At 74.0% G+C, this 17,347-nt stretch carries 13 protein-coding genes; 9 read left to right on the plus strand and 4 right to left on the minus strand.

The features are described 5' to 3' along the window. Positions 1-89 precede the first annotated feature (89 nt). Positions 90-2,591, minus strand: a complete 2,502-nt coding sequence (locus tag CLV34_RS13560; RefSeq protein ID WP_157803858.1) for a glycogen/starch/alpha-glucan phosphorylase — start codon at positions 2,589-2,591, stop codon at positions 90-92. Positions 2,592-2,751: 160 nt separating this feature from the next. Between CLV34_RS13560 and CLV34_RS13565 the strand changes: the two genes are divergently transcribed. Beyond that, positions 2,752-4,287: a UTP--glucose-1-phosphate uridylyltransferase gene (locus CLV34_RS13565; RefSeq protein ID WP_100350855.1), complete on the plus strand. Its 1,536-nt coding sequence runs from the start codon at positions 2,752-2,754 to the stop codon at positions 4,285-4,287. A gap of 65 nt (positions 4,288-4,352) precedes the next feature. Here the strand turns inward: CLV34_RS13565 and CLV34_RS13570 are convergent, their stop codons facing one another. The 3 genes from CLV34_RS13570 to CLV34_RS13580 form a co-directional block, all read right to left on the minus strand. Then, entirely contained in the window at positions 4,353-6,071 is a 1,719-nt protein-coding gene (locus CLV34_RS13570; protein WP_100350856.1) for an MDR family MFS transporter, read from the minus strand. A gap of 38 nt (positions 6,072-6,109) precedes the next feature. Beyond that, positions 6,110-6,739, minus strand: a complete 630-nt coding sequence (locus CLV34_RS13575) for a TetR/AcrR family transcriptional regulator (protein WP_157803859.1) — start codon at positions 6,737-6,739, stop codon at positions 6,110-6,112. Positions 6,740-6,806: 67 nt separating this feature from the next. Beyond that, the gene (locus tag CLV34_RS13580) at positions 6,807-7,970 is read right to left on the minus strand and encodes a DUF3866 family protein (RefSeq protein WP_100351011.1); all 1,164 of its coding nucleotides are present in this window, start codon (positions 7,968-7,970) and stop codon (positions 6,807-6,809) included. Positions 7,971-8,004: 34 nt separating this feature from the next. Between CLV34_RS13580 and CLV34_RS13585 the strand changes: the two genes are divergently transcribed. From CLV34_RS13585 to CLV34_RS13620, 8 genes are all read left to right on the plus strand, one after another. Next, positions 8,005-9,033, plus strand: a complete 1,029-nt coding sequence (locus CLV34_RS13585) for a helix-turn-helix transcriptional regulator (RefSeq protein ID WP_100351012.1) — start codon at positions 8,005-8,007, stop codon at positions 9,031-9,033. Continuing rightward, entirely contained in the window at positions 9,026-10,021 is a 996-nt protein-coding gene (locus tag CLV34_RS13590) for a helix-turn-helix transcriptional regulator (RefSeq protein WP_100350858.1), read from the plus strand. Before CLV34_RS13585 ends, CLV34_RS13590 begins: the two co-directional genes overlap by 8 nt. Positions 10,022-10,073: 52 nt before the next feature. Continuing rightward, a complete protein-coding gene (locus tag CLV34_RS13595) occupies positions 10,074-10,412 on the plus strand; it encodes a hypothetical protein (protein ID WP_100350859.1) in 339 nt (112 codons plus the stop codon). Positions 10,413-10,454: 42 nt separating this feature from the next. Beyond that, positions 10,455-10,832, plus strand: coding sequence for a Sec-independent protein translocase subunit TatA (tatA, locus tag CLV34_RS17080; RefSeq protein ID WP_100350860.1), 378 nt, complete (start codon positions 10,455-10,457; stop codon positions 10,830-10,832). Between the two features lie 41 nt (positions 10,833-10,873). Continuing rightward, positions 10,874-11,617: a twin-arginine translocase subunit TatC gene (gene tatC, locus CLV34_RS13605; RefSeq protein WP_100350861.1), complete on the plus strand. Its 744-nt coding sequence runs from the start codon at positions 10,874-10,876 to the stop codon at positions 11,615-11,617. Further along, positions 11,614-12,549, plus strand: a complete 936-nt coding sequence (locus CLV34_RS13610; protein ID WP_100350862.1) for a diacylglycerol/lipid kinase family protein — start codon at positions 11,614-11,616, stop codon at positions 12,547-12,549. Before tatC ends, CLV34_RS13610 begins: the two co-directional genes overlap by 4 nt. Positions 12,550-12,611: 62 nt before the next feature. Beyond that, positions 12,612-15,497 carry a DEAD/DEAH box helicase gene (locus CLV34_RS13615; RefSeq protein ID WP_100350863.1) on the plus strand — a complete coding sequence of 962 codons (2,886 nt, stop codon included), beginning with the start codon at positions 12,612-12,614 and terminating at the stop codon, positions 15,495-15,497. Between the two features lie 49 nt (positions 15,498-15,546). Beyond that, positions 15,547-17,181: an amidohydrolase gene (locus CLV34_RS13620; protein WP_100350864.1), complete on the plus strand. Its 1,635-nt coding sequence runs from the start codon at positions 15,547-15,549 to the stop codon at positions 17,179-17,181. Positions 17,182-17,347 lie beyond the last annotated feature (166 nt).

The following is a 17,347-nucleotide window of genomic DNA, read 5'->3' on the forward strand; positions in this document are numbered from 1 at the left end:
CGCCGGTCCCGCGTTGCAGGACCTGGCGCGCCGCGTCGTAGTCGTGCGTGAAGAGGCTGTCGGACCACTCTACGTCTCGCCACCTCGGTTCAGTCGCGCAGGCCGTTCGACCGGGCGGGCACGGCGGGGGCGTGCCAGATCCGGTCCAGGTAGTCGCGGATCGACCGGTCCGAGCTGAAGAAGCCGCTGCGGGCCACGTTGAGGATCGCGGACCGGGTCCACGCGTCCGGGTCCGCGTAAGCGGCCTCCACGCGGGACTGCGCGTCGAGGTAGGCGCGGTAGTCGGCGAGGACCATGAACCGGTCCTTCCAGAGCAGGTCCGACACGATGGACTCGAACGCCGTGGGGTCGCCGTGCGAGAACGCCCCCGAGGCGATGAGGTCGATCGCGCTCTTGAGCGCCGGGTCCTGCTCGTAGAACGACCCGGGGTCGTACCCGGCCTGGCCGAGCGCCTCCGCCTCCGGCTCCGTCATCCCGAACAGGAAGAAGTTGTCGTCGCCGACGAGGTCGCGGATCTCGACGTTCGCGCCGTCGAGCGTCCCGATGGTCAGGGCGCCGTTGAGCGCGAACTTCATGTTGCCGGTGCCCGACGCCTCCTTGCCGGCGAGCGAGATCTGCTCCGACAGGTCCGCCGCCGGGATGAGCTTCTCCGCGAGCGTCACGTTGTAGTTCGCCGGGAACGCGATCTGCAGGCGGCCCGCGAGCGCCGGGTCGGCGTCGATGGTGGCGGCGACGGCGTTGACGAGCGCGATGATGTCCTTCGCCATGCGGTACCCGGGGGCGGCCTTCGCGCCGAAGACGACGACGCGGGGGGTGACGTCGGCGGGGTCGAGGGCGCCGCTGCGGACCTGGTCGTACAGGGTGACGACGTGCAGGACCTTGAGCATCTGGCGCTTGTACTCGTGCAGGCGCTTGACCATGACGTCGTAGAGGGCGTCGGTGGGCAGGTGCAGGCCGTCGCGGGTGGCGAGGAGGTCGACGAGCCGCTGCTTGTTGGCAGCCTTGACGTCGCGGAACCCGCGGCGGAACTCGGGGTCCTCGGCGTGGGCCTCGAGGCCGCGGAGCTGGTCGAGGTCCTTGACCCAGCCGGTCCCGACGGTCTCGTCGAGCAGGGCGGACAGGCCGGGGTTTGCGAGGCGGACGAAGCGGCGCGGGGTGATGCCGTTGGTGACGTTGGTGAACTTCTCGGGCCACAGGTCGGAGAAGTCGTGCAGGACGGCGTCGCGCAGCAGCTGGGAGTGCAGGGCGGCGACGCCGTTGACCTTCGTGGAGCCGACGGTGGCGAGGTAGGCCATGCGGACGGCCCGCTCGGGCTGCTCCTGGATGATCGACATGCGGCGCACCTGCAGCTCGTTGCCGCCGCTGTCGCGCAGAGAGGCGAGGAACTCCTCGTTGATGCGGTAGATGATCTCGAGGTGGCGCGGAAGGAGCCGGCCGAGCAGGTCGACGGACCAGATCTCGAGGGCCTCGGGCAGCAGGGTGTGGCACGTGTAGTTGAAGCTGCGGCGCGTCAGGTCCCACGCCTCGTCCCAGCCGAGCCCGTGGACGTCGACGAGGAGCCGCATCATCTCGGGGATCGCGATGACGGGGTGGGTGTCGTTGAGCTGGAAGACGACGCGGTCCGGCAGGGCGTGCAGGTCGCCGTCGCCGAGTGCCCGGGCGATGGTGTCGGCGAGGGACGCAGCGACGAAGAAGTACTGCTGCTGGAGGCGCAGCTCCTTGCCCTGCGGGGTGGAGTCCTCCGGGTAGAGGACCTTGGAGATGTTCTCCGCGTACGTCTGGCCGCGCACGGCGGCCTCGTAGTCGCCGGAGTTGAAGATCTCGAGGTTGAACGCCTTGGTGGCGCGGGCGCTCCACAGGCGCAGCGTGTTGACGTTGCGGGTGCCGTACCCGGGCACGAGGTAGTTGTACGGGACGGCCTCGACGGTCCAGCCGGGCACCCACTGGCGGGCGTCCGGGCCGGGCGCACCGTCGGCCGTGCCCTCACCGGTGCCCGCGGGCTCCTCGGTGTGGCCACCGAACCCGACGGTGACGGCCATCTCGGGGTGCGGGATCTCCCAGGGCGACCCGAGCGCCAACCAGTCGTCGGCCTGCTCGACCTGGCGGCCGTCGACGAACGTCTGACGGAAGATGCCGTACTCGTACCGGATGCCGTACCCCACGGCGGGGACGTCCATGGTGGCGAGCGAGTCGATGAAGCAGGCGGCGAGGCGGCCGAGGCCGCCGTTGCCGAGGCCTGGTTCGACCTCCTGCTCGGAGAGCTCGTCGAGCGACAGGCCGAGGCCGTCGAGGGCGTCGCGGGCCACCTCGGTCAGGCCGGTGGCGAGCAGCGCGTTCTCGAGCTGTCGGCCGAGCAGGTACTCCGCGGACAGGTAGGCGACGAACTTCGAGTCGCCGCCCAGCTGCGTGGACAGCGTGTCGAACCAGCCCTCGACGAGGTGGCGGCGCACCGCGCGGGCCAGGGCGACGTACAGGTCGGTCGGTGAAGCGGTCTCCCGGCTGACGCCGAGCTCGAAGTGCAGCTCGTCGAGGAACTCCTCGGCGAACGACGACGGGGTGGGGGCGGCGTGGGTGTCTGTCACCCGCCCCACGCTACCGACCGGTGACCGCCGTGGGCAGGGTGGAGTGTCCGCGGGTTCCGGGACGCACGTCCCCGTCGGGGGTGCCCGGCGGGTGAACACGCGGGTGCGCGGGCCGTCTGCGGCGCGCCACGGTGAGCCACGGTGCCCCGACTTCCCTACGATCAGGGACATGACGGAGAGCAACGGTCTCGCGCTCGCGCGGGACAAGATGACGGAGGTCGGCGTACCGACCCAGGCGATCGAGGCGTTCACCCGCCTGTACCACGAGCTCGAGCGGGGGGCGGCGGGCACGATCTCCGAGGCGGACGTCCGGCCCCTCGAGGACGTGCCGGTGCGTGACGAGCTGGACGTCCCCGACGACGTCGCCCAGGAGGCCTTCGCGGCGACCGCCGTCATCAAGCTCAACGGCGGTCTCGGCACCTCCATGGGCATCGACCGCGCCAAGTCCCTGCTGCCCGTGCGGGGCGACGACACGTTCCTCGACCTCATCGCCGGGCAGGTCCTCGCGGCCCGCGAGCGCCACGGCGTGCGGCTGCCGCTCGTCCTGATGAACAGCTTCCGGACGCGTGAGGACACCCTGGCGGCCCTCGAGCGGTACCCCGACCTCGCGGTCGAGGGCGTGCCGGCGGACTTCCTGCAGAACCGTGAGCCGAAGCTGCGCGCGGACGACCTGACGCCCGTGGAGTGGGCGGCGGACCCGGAGCTCGAGTGGTGCCCGCCGGGTCACGGCGACCTGTACGTCGCGCTGGTCGCGTCGGGGGTGCTCGCCGCGCTGCGGGACGCGGGGTTCCGGTACGCGTCGGTGTCGAATGCGGACAACCTGGGGGCGTTCCCGGACCCGCGCATGGCGGGCTGGTTCGCGGGCACGGGGGCGGGGTTCGCGGCCGAGGTGGCGCAGCGCACCCCCGCGGACCGCAAGGGGGGTCACCTGGTGGTGCGGGCGTCGGACGGGCGCCTGGTGCTGCGGGAGACCGCGCAGGTCGCGAACGAGGACAAGGAGGCCGCGGGCGACATCGCGCGGCACCGGTTCTTCAACACGAACAACCTGTGGCTCGACCTGGACCGGTTGGCGGCGCTGCTCGACGAGCACGACGGCGTGCTGCCGCTGCCGCTGATCCGCAACGACAAGACGGTCGACCCGACGGACGCGTCGTCGACGCCCGTGGTGCAGGTGGAGACCGCGATGGGTGCGGCGATCGAGCTGTTCGACGACGCCGCGGTGGTCGAGGTGGACCGCACCCGGTTCCTGCCGGTGAAGACCACGAACGACCTGCTGCTGCTGCGTTCGGACGTGTACGAGGTGCGGGACGACTCGACGGTGCACGCCCTGACGCCCGAGCCCTTCGTGGATCTCGACCCGGCACACTTCAAGACGCTGCGGGAGTTCGACGCCCGGTTCCCCGCCGGCCCGCCGTCGCTGGTGCTCGCCGAGTCGCTGGTGGTGCGGGGCGACTGGACGTTCGGGGTCGCGGTGTCGGCCGTGGGGGCGGCGTCGCTGGCCGACCCCGGGGAGCCCGCGCAGGTCGCGGACGACGCGACCGTCGGGGCCGACGGAGTGGTGGAGCCGCTGGAGAAGACCGAGGTGCCGGACGAGCTCGACTTCACGGAGCCGGGCGAGGTGCAGCCGCAGCATGCCGCGCGGTCGCAGGACCCCGTCGATGACCAGCCGACCGACCAGCCGACCGACGAACCCGTCGACGCCTGACCGACGGCACGAGGGGCCTTGCGACAGATGTCGGAAGGCCCCTCGTCGTCCCGGGACGGCCCGGATCAGCCGCCCGAGCCGACGGCCCGTCCGGCGTGGTCGATGATCGCCGCCGGGGCGACCTCGGCGGCCACGCCACCGGTCGCGGCCGGCGGGTGGACCTGCGTGTGGTCGTCGTCGCCCTCGACCCGTGCCTCGCCGCGCGCCACCATCCCGGCTGTGTCGGACAGCGTGAGCTGGGGCAGGAAGAACGCCATGACGAGGGCGAGGATCCCGATCGGCACGAGGTACCAGAAGGTGGGAGCGAGGGCGTCCACGTACGCGTTGAGCACCCCGCTGTGCAGCGGCTCGGGGAGCTGCTTGACGACGTCGGGCGTCAAGGAGTCCGCACCGCCCGTCTGCCCGGTGGCGCCGGCCTGGGCGAACACGTCGCCCAGACGCTCGGTGAGCCGGGACGTGAAGATCGTGCCCACCACGGCGATGCCGAGGGTCGCGCCGATCTCCCGGAAGTACGAGTTCGCGCTCGTCGCGACGCCGATCTCGCGGGGGTCCACCGAGTTCTGCACTGCCAGGATGATGTTCTGCATGACCAGGCCGATGCCGAGGCCGAACACGAAGATCATGGCGCCGAACACGAACAGGGTGGTGTCGACGGCGAGCGTGGTGAGCCACGCCAGGTCCGCGGACGCGACCGCGAGGCCCACGATCGGGTACGCGCGGTACTTGCCCCGCTTGGAGATGAGGGCGCCGGAGACGATCGCGGCACCCATCATGCCGACCATCATCGGGATGAGCAGCAGTCCGGACGCCGTGACGCCCTCGCCCTTGACGATCTGCAGGTAGGTCGGCAGGAACTGGATGGCCGCGAACATGCCGGCGCCGATGACGAAGCCGATGGCCGTCGTCAGCGTGAAGGTGCTGTTCTTGAACAGGCGCAGGGGGAGGATCGGGTCCTCGGCGCGCAGCTCGACCAGGACGAACACCACGGCCAGGACGAGCGTCGCGACGACGGTGCCGAGCAGGCCCGGCGATCCCCAGTCGTAGCCGCTCGTGCTCGACAGGCTGGGCCACGAGGCCGCCACGATGATGCCCGTGGTCGCCAGGGCCATGGTGACGGTGCCGAGCCAGTCCACGGGCTTCTTCGCGTGGTGCGAGGGCAGGCGCAGCGCCTTGAACGCGACGGCGAACGCGACGATCCCGATCGGGACGTTGATCCAGAAGCACCAGCGCCAGCCGGGGCCCTCGGTGAACCAGCCGCCCAGCAGCGGGCCGGCGACGGCTGCGAGACCGAAGATGCCGCCCATCGGGCCCATGTACTTGCCGCGGTCCTTGGCGGGCACGATGTCCGCGATGATCGCCATGGCGAGGATCGCCAGCCCGCCGCCGCCGACGCCCTGCAGGCCGCGGAAGAACACGAGCTCGCCGAAGGACGTCGACATCCCGGCGCCGGCCGACGCGACGGTGAACACGCCGATCGCGATGAGGAACAGCCAGCGGCGGCCCCACACGTCACCGAACTTGCCGTACAGGGGCATGACGATCGACATGGCGAGCAGGTACGACGTAGCGAGCCACGCCTGGTGCTCGACGCCGTGGAGCTCGCCGACGATCGTCGGCATGGCGGTCGAGACGATCATCTGGTCGAGGGACGACAGGAACATCCCGGCGATGAGCGCGGAGAAGATCACCCAGATCGTGCGCTGGTTGAGGACGACGACGGGCCCGGCGGGCTTGTCCGTCGCGCTGCCCGACGCGGTCGCGTCGGGGGTGGTGCTCGAGGGCATGGGGAGTCCTTCGGTGGTGTCGGGGTCGAGGTGGGCCGTCAGGCGCGGGCGAACAGCTGGTGGAGCTGGACGCGGGCGGCGGGCAGGTGCTCGACGACGGGCCCGTGGGGGTCGTGCTCCCACAGGCGCGCGGTCGTGCGCAGCAAGGTCATCGCCGCGAAGGCGACGGTGTCGGGGTCGAGGTGGACGTCGGCCGTGCGGCGTTCCTGCGCGGCGTCGCGCAGGCCGTCGAGCTCTCGCTCGAACCACCACATCTGACGGGCGAGGAGCTTGGGCTCCTGCTCGACGAGCTCCATCTTCTCCACGGCGCTGCCGGGCTCGAACTCGGCCGTGACGAGGATCGCGTGGACGAGGGCGGCGAGGTCGTCGGGGAGGTTGCCGTGCGGGACGCCTGCCGCGAACGCCGCGAGCGCCTCGGGCGGGGCGAGGGTGCCGGTCCAGCCGAGGGCGGCGTCCTCCTTCTTCTCGAAGTAGTTGAAGAAGGTGCGGCGGGCCACGCCCGCCTCGTCGCACACCTGCTCGACGGTGACCGCGTCGAGGCCGTGGGCGCGCACGAGGCGGCGGGCGGCCGTGCACAGGGCGTCCCGGGTCGCGCTCTTCTTGCGCGCGCGGACCCCGGGTGCGGGGTCGGTGGCGTCCGCGACGGACGGCGGGGTGGTGGCGGTCACCGGAATATCTTGCACCCCGTGCAAGAGTGCACCCGGTGCATTTCCGAGACCGGGCGCGTGACGTGGGTCACACGGCGCGCAGGGCCTCCGCGTGCAGACCCGCGACGGCGGCCGCCACGAACGACGCCGGGTCCTGCCCGAAGCCGCGCCCCATGGTCGACAGGCGCACCGGGACGTCCTCGAGGGCGGCGGCGAGCGCGGCGTCCGCCGGCACCCCGACGATTCGGTGACCCGCGTCCGCGAGCGCCGTCACCTGCTCGTGCACGGTGCGGGTCAGGTCGTCGGGCCAGCCGGGGAGCGTGCCGACGACGTCGTCGGGGACCGGCACGGGGACGTCCGCGGGGGCGAGCGCCACGCGCCCGTACGCGGTCAGGGAGTGGTGCGAGACGCCGCGGTGACGCTCCCGCTCGTCGGCGCCCGACACCCGCAACGACGCGACGGGGCGTCCACCGAGCGTCGCGGCGGCGTTCACGGCCTCGCCGGCGCTGACGCCCGAGAAGCCCCACCGGGTGCCGGTGCCGAGGTTCCCCGGCCCCTGGGCGACCACGACGAGGTCGGCCCCGACGACGTGGTGGGCGGCGAGGAGCCCCGTGTGGGTCGTGACGGCCTCGAGGTCGCCGCCGAACGCCTGCCCGACGGTGATGCACGCCTCGAGCCACCCGCGCTCGCGCAGGGTCGCGACGGTCCGGGAGAACGCGGCGGGCAGCGCGCCGCCGTCCGTCATGACGTAGGCGACGCGGGGCTGGGGCCGTCCGGCGCGGGCGGCGGCGTGCCGTGCGCCGGCGACGACGGCGGGCAGGGCGGAGTGCAGGTCGGCCACGACGACCGGCAGCGCGGCGAGGTCGTCGGCGTCGCGCAGCATGGTGTGGTGGGCGGACTCCTGCTCGTCGACGCCCAGGACGAGGGTCTGCAGGGGGGTGTACCGGGCCTTGACGAGGTGGCCGGGCGCGGGGGGCGCGTCGGCGGGGAGCGCGTCGGGGACGGCGACGACGAGGGCGTACCCGCCCGTCCCGAGGCCGCGAGAGAGAGCGCCGGTGTTGAGGAGCACCCGGTCGCCGGGCCGGGGCGTGCCGACCACGTCGGTGTACGCGAGCGCCCTGACGGGTGCCTGCGTGGAAAGGGTGGTGCCGGCCCTGTCGTCCGTGTCCGGGGGGACGTCGACGACCAGCTCCTGGCACCCGGGCCAGGCTCGACCGTGCGACACCACCGTGCCGGAACGCCACTGGATCACGTGCGACACGCTACCGCCCGATAGCGTGGTGCCGATGCCCTCGCAGACCCCTCCCGCGGAACGCCTCCTCAACCTGGTGATCGCGCTCGTGAACACGCCGACGTCCATGAGCAAGCAGCAGGTGCGCTCGGGCGTGTCCGGGTACGGGGACGCCCCGTCCGCCGACGCGTTCGAGCGGATGTTCGAGCGCGACAAGGACACGCTGCGCGACCTCGGGGTGCCGGTGGTGACCGTGGACGCGGGCGGTCACTCGGACGACGTGGGCTACCGGATCGACCTCGACGCGTACACGCTCGAGCCGTTGGACCTCACGCCCGCGGAGCTCGGTGTGCTGGCTCTCGCGGCGCAGTTCTGGCAGGACAAGGCGCTGCGGGTGGACACGGCGCGGGCGCTCACGAAGATCCGCGCGGCGGGTCGCGGGTCGCCGGGTTCGGGAGAGGCGGGCACGGACGCCGTGGCGGGCCTCTCGCCGCGGGTGCGGGCCGCGGGGCGCGCGTTCGTCCCGCTGCTGGACGCGATCCAGGGGCGCCGCGTGGTGCGGTTCACGTACCGGGCGGCGAACACGGGCGAGGTGCGCGAGCGGGAGGTCGAGCCGTGGCGCCTGGCCGCGCGACGCGGCGGCTGGTACCTCATCGGGCGCGACCGCGACCGGGGTGCGCCGCGGTCGTACCGTCTCAGCCGGGTCGAGGGCACGGTGCGGGTGACGGGGACGCCGGGCGCGTTCGTGCCGCCCGAGCACGTCGACGTCGACGCGGCGCTCTCGGGACGGTCGGGCGAGGTGCGGGAGGCGCGTCTCGCGGTCGTGCCGGAGCGCGCCGGGGCCGTGCGCGCGCGAGCGGTCTCGCCGCGCGGCACGGACCTCGACGGGCGGCGCGACCTGGTGGTCGTGCCGTTCACGTCGCGCGCCGCCCTCGCGGACGAGCTCGCCGGGTACGGGGACGTGGTGGTGGTGCTCGGGCCGCCCGACCTGCGTGCAGCGGTGGTGGCGAGGTTGCAGGAGGCGGCCGCGCTGGACGGTGGGGCGGCGGCTGGTTCGGACGCGACGGAGGGGACCGATGGCTGAGCGCGCGGACGAGCGCCTGGTGCGCTTGCTGGGCATCGTGGCGTTCCTCGACGCGGCGGGAGCGGTCACCGTGGACGACCTCGCGACCCGGTTCGGCGTCACCCCGCAGCAGGTGCTCGAGGACGTCGACGCCCTGTGGGTGTCGGGCACGCCGGGGTACTGGCCGGACGACCTCATCGACTTCGACGCCGCGTCCCTCGAGCGCGGGGTCGTGCGGCTCACGGAGGCGCGCGGCATGACGCGGCCCCTGCGCCTCGGTACGCGGGAGGCGGTCGCGCTGCTCGCGGCGCTGCGCGCGATGCGGGCGACGGTCGCGGTCTCGGGGGACGTGTCCGCCCGGGCGCTCGACGCGGTCCTCGCCAAGCTCACCGACGCGACGGGCGAGGCCGCGGCCGCGGTCGACGTCGAGCTCACCCTCGACGGCGCCCCGCAGGTCCTCGCCACGGTGCGTGACGCCCTGGCCCGCGGCCGGCGGCTGCGGATCCGGTACGTCACCGCGTCGGACGTCGCGACGCAGCGCGAGGTCGACCCGCTGCGGCTCGTCACCCAGGACGAGCACACCTACCTGCTCGCGTGGTGCTACCGGGCGCAGGACCAGCGCACGTTCCGCCTGGATCGCGTGCTGGAGGCCGAGGTCGTGGACGTCCCGGTGGCGACGCACCGCGCGGTGCGGGACGTCGTGGACTTCGTGCCCGACCCGTCGGGCGAGCTCGTGCGCCTCGTGCTGGACGCGCCCGCGCGCCGCGTCGCCGAGGAGGTCCCCGTGGACTCGGTGCGCAACCTCGACGACGGGACGTTCGAGGTGGTCCTGCGGGTCGCGGACACCGTGTGGCTGCGGCACCTGCTCCTCCAGGTCGCGGGGCACGTGCGGCACGTGGAACCCGCTTGGGCGGCCGTCGACGCGGCGGAGTCGGCGCGCGCCGCGCTGGCCGCGTACGCTCGCCTGACGCCCGACGCCGACCCGGCGTCCGGCGGCGCCGGCGCCTGACCGCGAGCGTCGCACCGTCCGGACAGCGCCCCCCGACCCGAAGGAGACCGCCGTGTTCACCGTCCTGTGGTGGGTGCTGGGCGTCGGCGCCGTCGTCGTCCTGGCGCTCGTGCTGCTCCGGCTGTGGCGGTCCGGGACGGCGCTGCTGCGGGCGCTGGGGGAGGCGTCCGTCGTGCTCGACCGGTTCGACGCGGCGCTGCGCGCGGCGCAGGCGGCGCGCGCGGAGCGGCCGGACATCGTGCCCCAGCTCGACGACGACCTCGCCGACCTGCGGGCGGAGGTCGCCCGCCTGCGCGTCGAGCGGCTGGTCCGCCGGTACGAGCGCCGCACGTCGCACGAGGCGACCTACCGTCGGTGGGCTGCGTTCAACCGTGTGCACGCCCGCGACTAGACTGACGGAACGTTCCTCAGCGATCTCAGGAGTCCTGGCACCATGAAGCCGATCCACTACGTCGTGCTGCTGCTCGTCGTGCTGCTGCTCTTCGGCGCGCGCCGCCTGCCCGACCTGGCCAAGAGCGTCGGCCAGTCGTTGAAGATCTTCAAGGCCGAGGTCAAGGACCTCACGGACGACAAGCCCGGCGAGGCGCCGGTCGCCCCGCCGGCCACGACCGCGAGCGCCGCCCCGGCCTCGCCGGTCCTGCCCGGCATGGTGTACCAGGCACCGCCGACCGTCATCACCGACCCGGCGCAGCCCGTCCCGGGTACCGCGCCCGCGACCGGTGCACCCACGGCCGGCATGCCCGACGCGGGTGCGCAGCCCCCGACGTCGGCGCCGCAGACGCCGGGCACCGGCACCACGTCGCCGAGCTGACGGTGGCGCGTACCTCGCGCCAGACCAACCCCGAAGGGCGGATGCCCCTCCTCGCCCACCTGCGCGAGCTGCGCAAGCGGGTCGTGCTCGCGGTGCTCGGCATCGTCGTGGGGGCGGTCGCGGGTTGGTTCTGCTTCGAGCCGGTCTTCGAGGCGCTGCAACGCCCGCTGCTGGACGCGGCCGCCGTCGCCGGCAAGGACGTCCGGCTGAACTTCACCGCCCTGGCCGGTGCCCTCGACATGCAGATCAAGGTGTCGCTCTTCCTCGGCGTGCTGCTCAGCAGCCCGTGGTGGCTCTACCAGCTCTGGGCGTTCGTCACCCCTGGCCTGACGCGCAAGGAGCGCCGGCACGCCGTCGGGTTCCTCGCCGCGGCCGTGCCGCTGTTCGCCGCGGGCGCCTACCTGGCGTGGCTCCTGCTGCCGCGCGCGGTCACGCTCCTGACCGACTTCGTGCCCACGGGCGCGAGCAACATCGTCGACGCGCAGACCTACCTCAGCTTCGTGATGCGCCTGATCCTCGCGTTCGGCCTGGCCTTCGTCCTGCCCGTGCTGATGGTGGCGTTGAGCTATCTCGGGCTCGTCCGGGCGCGCACCTGGCTGGCCGGCTGGCGGTGGGCTGTCTTCGTGATCTTCCTGTTCGCCGCCGTGATGACCCCGACGCCCGACGCGTTCACGATGATCCTCGTCGCGATCCCCATGTGCGTCCTGTACTTCGCTGCGGTCGGCGTCGCGGCGCTGCGCGACCGTCGGGCGGACCGCGCGCAGGCCGAACGGCTCGCCGCGTGACGCGTCTCGGCGTCGTCGTCAACCCGACGGCGGACCGCGGGCGCGCCGACCGGGTGGGTGCGCGCGTGCACGCCCGGCTGCGCGAGCGGGGCGTCGAGGTCGTGGAGCTCTCCGGCGCGACGTTCGCCGACTCGCTCGCCCGCGCGCGAGCCGCCGTCGCGGGCGAGCACGGCGACCTCGACGGGCTCGTCGTCGTGGGCGGTGACGGGATGGTCCACCTCGGGGTGAACGCGGTCGCCGGCACGTCGACGCCGCTCGGGATCGTCGCCGCGGGGTCCGGCAACGACTTCGCCCGCGCGCTCGGTCTGCCGGTCCGCGACCCGGACGGCGCCGTCGCCACGATCCTGCGCACCCTCGAGCTGGGCGGGCGGACGGTCGACGCCGCGCGGGTGCGGGCGCTCGAGGGTGGCCACGTCGAGGGTGGCACCGAACGCTGGTTCTGCGGGGTGCTGTCCGCGGGCCTCGACGCCGCCGTCAACGCACGAGCCAACGGCATGCGCCGCCCGCGGGGTCGCGCGAAGTACGCCGTGGCGGCCCTCGCGGAGCTGCGCCGGTTCGTCCCCTTCGGCTACCGCGTCACCTCCGACGGCACCGTCTGGGAGTCGCCCGGCACGCTCGTCGCGGTCGCCAACGGTCCGGCGATCGGCGGAGGCATCCGCATCGCCCCCGACGCACGCGTCGACGACGGCCTGCTGGACGTGGTCCTGGCCGGTCCGCTCAGCCGTGCGGCCGCCGCCCGGGTCTTCCCGCTGACGTACGCGGGGCGGCACGTGGCCCACCCCGCCGTGACCGTGGCGCCCGCGACGGTCGTGCGGGTCGAGGCCACGTCCGACGGCGCGCAGCCGCCGCCCGCGTTCGCCGACGGCGAGGCCGTCGGCACCCTGCCGCTCGAGGTCCGGGTCGAGCCCGGGGCGCTGCGCGTCCTCTCCTGACGTCAGCCTGACGACGCCCTCGCCGTGGCCCGGTCGTCGGCGGCACCGCATAGGCTGGCGGCATGCACGCGGGTCACAGCACGGACGCCGGTACTGGTCACGAGGCGGAGCGGTCTCCCGCCGAGCGGTACGCCGCCTCCCGCGAGCGCGCACGCGACGCCGGCTCGGAGCTCGCACGGTTCCGCGAGCTCCTCGGTTTCGACCTCGACCCGTTCCAGGTGGACGGGTGCCGCGCCCTCGAGGAGGGCCGCGGCGTGCTCGTGGCCGCGCCCACCGGCGCCGGCAAGACCGTCGTGGGGGAGTTCGCCGTCCACCTGGCCGTCCAGGCGGGCCGCAAGGCGTTCTACACGACCCCCATCAAGGCGCTGTCGAACCAGAAGTACGCCGACCTGGTGCGCCGCTACGGCCCCGACTCGGTCGGGCTCCTCACGGGAGACACCACGGTCAACGGTGAGGCGCCCGTGGTCGTGATGACCACCGAGGTGCTGCGCAACATGCTGTACGCGGGGTCGAAGACGCTCGACGGGCTCGCGTTCGTCGTCATGGACGAGGTCCACTACCTCGCCGACCGGTTCCGTGGACCGGTGTGGGAGGAGGTCATCATCCACCTGCCCGACGACGTGCAGCTCGTGTCGTTGTCCGCGACCGTGTCGAACGCGGAGGAGTTCGGCGACTGGCTCGAGATGGTCCGCGGCGACACCGCGGTGGTGGTCAGCGAGCACCGGCCCGTGCCGCTGTGGCAGCACGTCGTGCTCGGGCGGTCGGCACGGGAGGCCGACGGGTCGCGCCCGGCGGGCCCGCGCCTGGTCGACCTGTACGCCGGGTCGGTCGACCCGACGGACCCGGGCACGAACCCGCCGATCAGCCCCGAGCTGATGGCCGCGATGCGCTCGGCCCCGCGCGGGTCGCAGGGGGCGCCCGGGCGCCCCGGCCGCGGGCGCCGCAAGGGGCCGGAGCGTGGCGGCGGCCAGCACCGAGGCGGTCCGCCGCCGGGCGTGCGCCGGGGTGCGCCGCGGTGGGAGGTCGTGGAGACCCTGGACGCCGACGCCCTGCTCCCCGCGATCTACTTCATCTTCTCGCGCGCGGGCTGCGAGGGGGCCGTGCAGCAGTGCCTCGCGGCCGGCCTGCGGCTCACGAGCCCTGCGGAGGAGTCCGAGATCCGGGCTGTCGTCGAGGAGCGGTGCGCCACCATCCCGAGCGAGGACCTCGACGTCCTCGGCTACTGGACGTGGGTCGAGTCGCTCGCCCGTGGGGTCGCGGCGCACCACGCGGGCATGCTGCCGCTGTTCAAGGAGACCGTCGAGGAGCTGTTCAGCCGGGGCCTGGTGAAGGTCGTCTTCGCGACCGAGACCCTCGCGCTCGGCATCAACATGCCGGCGCGCACCGTCGTGCTGGAGAAGCTCGTCAAGTGGGACGGCACCGCGCACGTCGACGTCACGCCGGGGGAGTACACCCAGCTCACCGGGCGGGCGGGCCGTCGCGGCATCGACGTCGAGGGGCACGCGACCGTCGTGGACCACCCGGGCCTCGACCCGATCGCCCTCGCGGGCCTCGCATCCAAGCGCCTGTACCCGCTGCGGTCCAGCTTCCGGCCGACGTACAACATGGCGGTCAACCTCGTCGCGCAGGTGGGGCGCGAGCGGGCGCGCGAGGTCCTTGAGACGTCGTTCGCACAGTTCCAGGCGGACCGGGGCGTCGTCGGGCTCGCCAAGCAGGCGCAGGCGCACGCGGAGGCCCTCGACGGCTACGCGAAGGCCATGTCGTGCGACCGCGGTGACTTCGCCGAGTACCTGGGGCTGCGCCGCGCGCTGTCGGCCCGCGAGACGGACCTGTCGCGCGCCGCGTCGCAGCGGCGCCGCGCCGAGGTGTCGAACCAGCTCGAGCGGCTGCGCCCCGGCGACCTCGTCGAGGTGCCGTCGGGACGCCGTGCCGGGCACGTCGTCGTCGTCGCGCAGGGCCAGGCCACCGCCGGGTTCGAGGGTCCGACGCCGACCGTCCTGACGTCCGAGGGGCGCGTCAAGCGGCTCACGGTCGCCGACGCGGCCGCGGGCGTGCAGGTCGTCGGGCAGGTGCGCGTCCCCAAGGGCTTCAACGCGCGCAACCCGCAGCAGCGCCGCGACCTGCAGTCGTCGATGCGTGCCGCGCTCACCCAGGGGCGGGCGGGGGCGCGCGGCGCCCGCGAGCGCCGGTCCACGGCGGCGGACGACGCCGAGCTCGCACGCCTGCGCAGCGCGCTCAGGGCGCACCCGTGCCACGGCTGCCCGGACCGCGAGGACCACGCCCGCTGGGGTGAGCGGTACGAGCGGCTCGCGGGCGAGCACCGTGCGCTGGTGCGGCGCATCGAGTCGCGGACGGGTTCGATCGCGAAGGTGTTCGACCGCACCTGCGACGTGCTGCGCACCCTGAAGTACCTGGCGCCGACGGACGACGGCGGCCTGCGGGTCACGCAGGACGGCCGCTGGCTGCGGCGCCTCTACGCGGAGAACGACCTGCTGCTCGCGGAGTGCCTGCGTCGGCACGCGTGGGACGGTCTGGACGCGGCAGGGCTGGCGGCGGTCGTCTCGGCGGTCGTGTACGGGGGGCGGCGCGACGACGCCGAGCCGTACGTGCCGGGCGGACCGCAGGGCCGGCTGGCGAAGGCGTTGGAGGCGACGACGCGGGTGTGGTCGGAGCTCGACGACCTCGAGACGGCGCACCGTGTCGAGGCGACGAGCGAGCTCGAGCTCGGGCTGGTGGCCCCGATCCACCGGTGGGCGAACGGGCGCCGGCTGGACGCGGTGCTGCAGGGCACCGAGCTCGCGGCCGGTGACTTCGTGCGCTGGTGCAAGCAGGTCATCGACGTCCTGGACCAGGTGTCGCAGGCGGCGCCCACGGGGGCGTTGCGGGCGACGGCGGGGCAGGCGGTGGAGGCGCTGCGGCGCGGGGTGGTGGCGTACTCGAGCGTGTGACGTCCGGCCCGGTGCGTCGTCCGTGGTCGCGGTGGCCTACTGTCCAGGGGTGACTTCGATCCTGTATCGCGGCGGTGTGGTCCACAGTCCGGCGGACCCGTTCGCGGAGGCCCTTCTCGTCGACGACGGGGTCGTGGCGTGGCTGGGCGCCGACGACACCGCGGCGGGCTTCGCGTCCCGTGCCGACCGGGTGGTCGACCTCGACGGCGCGCTCGTGACGCCCGCGTTCGTCGACTCGCACGTGCACGTCCTCGAGACGGCGTTCGCGGGGACGGGCGTCGACCTGTCGCCCACGGCGGGGGTGCGGTCCCTGACGGAGGCCCTGGACCGGCTGGCCGGGGCGGCGAAGCGGCTCGATGCCGCGTCGGGCGAGGTGCTCTCGGCGCACGGCTGGGACGAGACCCGGTGGCCGGAGGGGCGCCGGTTCACGCGCGACGAGCTGGACGCGGCGTGCGACGGTGCGCCCGTGTACGCGGCGCGCGCGGACGTGCACTCGGCCGTCGTGACGACCACGCTCGCCGAGAGGTTCGGTCTGCGGTCCCTCGACGGGTGGTCCGAGGACGGGCACGTGCTGCGTGACGCGCACCACCGGGCGCGGGACGCGGCGCGTGAGGTGTCGCCGGCGCGCCGGACCGCTCTGTACCGAGCGGTCCTCGAGGAGGCGGCGCGGCGCGGCGTCGTCGCGGTGCACGAGATGAGCGCCCCGTCGCTCGACACCCGCGAGGGGCTCGCCGAGCTCGTCGCGTCGACCGCCCGCGCGGACTCGGGGCTGCCGCTCGTCGTGGGGTACCGGGGCGAGCTGTGCGCGGACGCGGACGACGCCCGTCACCTCCTGGCGACCGTGCCGGGTCTCGCGGGCATCGGCGGGGACCTCAACGTCGACGGGTCGTTCGGCTCGCGCACGGCGGCGCTCCGCTCCCCGTACGCGGACGACCCCGCGCGCGGGACGGGCTCGTTGTACCTCACGGCGGAGCAGATCTGCGCGCACCTGGTGGCGGTCGCGGCCGCCGGGGTGGGCGGTGGGTTCCACGTCATCGGCGACCGGGCCATGGACGAGTTCCTGCTGGGTCTCGAGATCGTCGCCGAGGTGCACGGCGCGGCCGCGGTCACGGGAGTCCGGCACCGGCTCGAGCACGCGCTGTTCGTGGACGCGCGCGCTCTGGCCGAGCTGCTCGTGTTCGGGATCTCGCTGAGCGTGCAGCCGGCGTTCGTGGGCGCGTGGGGCGGAGACGCCGGGATGTACGCGGAGCGCGTGGGACCGCTGCGGGCGGCCGCCCTGAGCCCGCTCGCGGACCTCGTGTCGGCGGGCGTGCCCGTCGCCCTCGGGTCGGACAGCCCCGTCACGCCGCTCGACCCCTGGGGGGCGGTGCGCGCCGCCACGAACCACCCGCAGGTCGAGCAGCGGGTGTCGGCACGCGCGGCGTTCAACGCGCACACCCGCGGCGGGTGGCGCCTGTCCGGCCACGACGGTGTCGGGCAGCTCCGGGTGGGCGCGCCGGCGCACCTCGCGGTCTGGCGTGCCGAGCACCTGACCGTGCAGGCGGCGCCGCGCGGGCTGTCGTCCTGGAGCGCGGAGGCGCGTGCCGGCACGCCCCTGCTGCCGGACCTCAGCCCGGACCTCGAGCCGCCGCACTGCCTGCAGACCGTGCGCGACGGCGTCGTCCTGCACGACGAGCTCGGCTGACCCGTCCCGCTGACCGTCGCGGCGGGAGCTCACGCACCGGTCCCGTCTTGAGGTTCGAGGCCGTCCGCGCTAGGTTCGACCGGTGAGCTGGCCTCCGGGCCCTGGGGGGATGCCACGACCACCACGTCCGCCCCTCGGTCCTCGGAGTGATCCGACGGGTCGGCCC

The sequence above is a fragment of the Luteimicrobium subarcticum genome (assembly GCF_002798015.1).
GTDB classification, from domain to species: domain Bacteria; phylum Actinomycetota; class Actinomycetes; order Actinomycetales; family Cellulomonadaceae; genus Luteimicrobium; species Luteimicrobium subarcticum.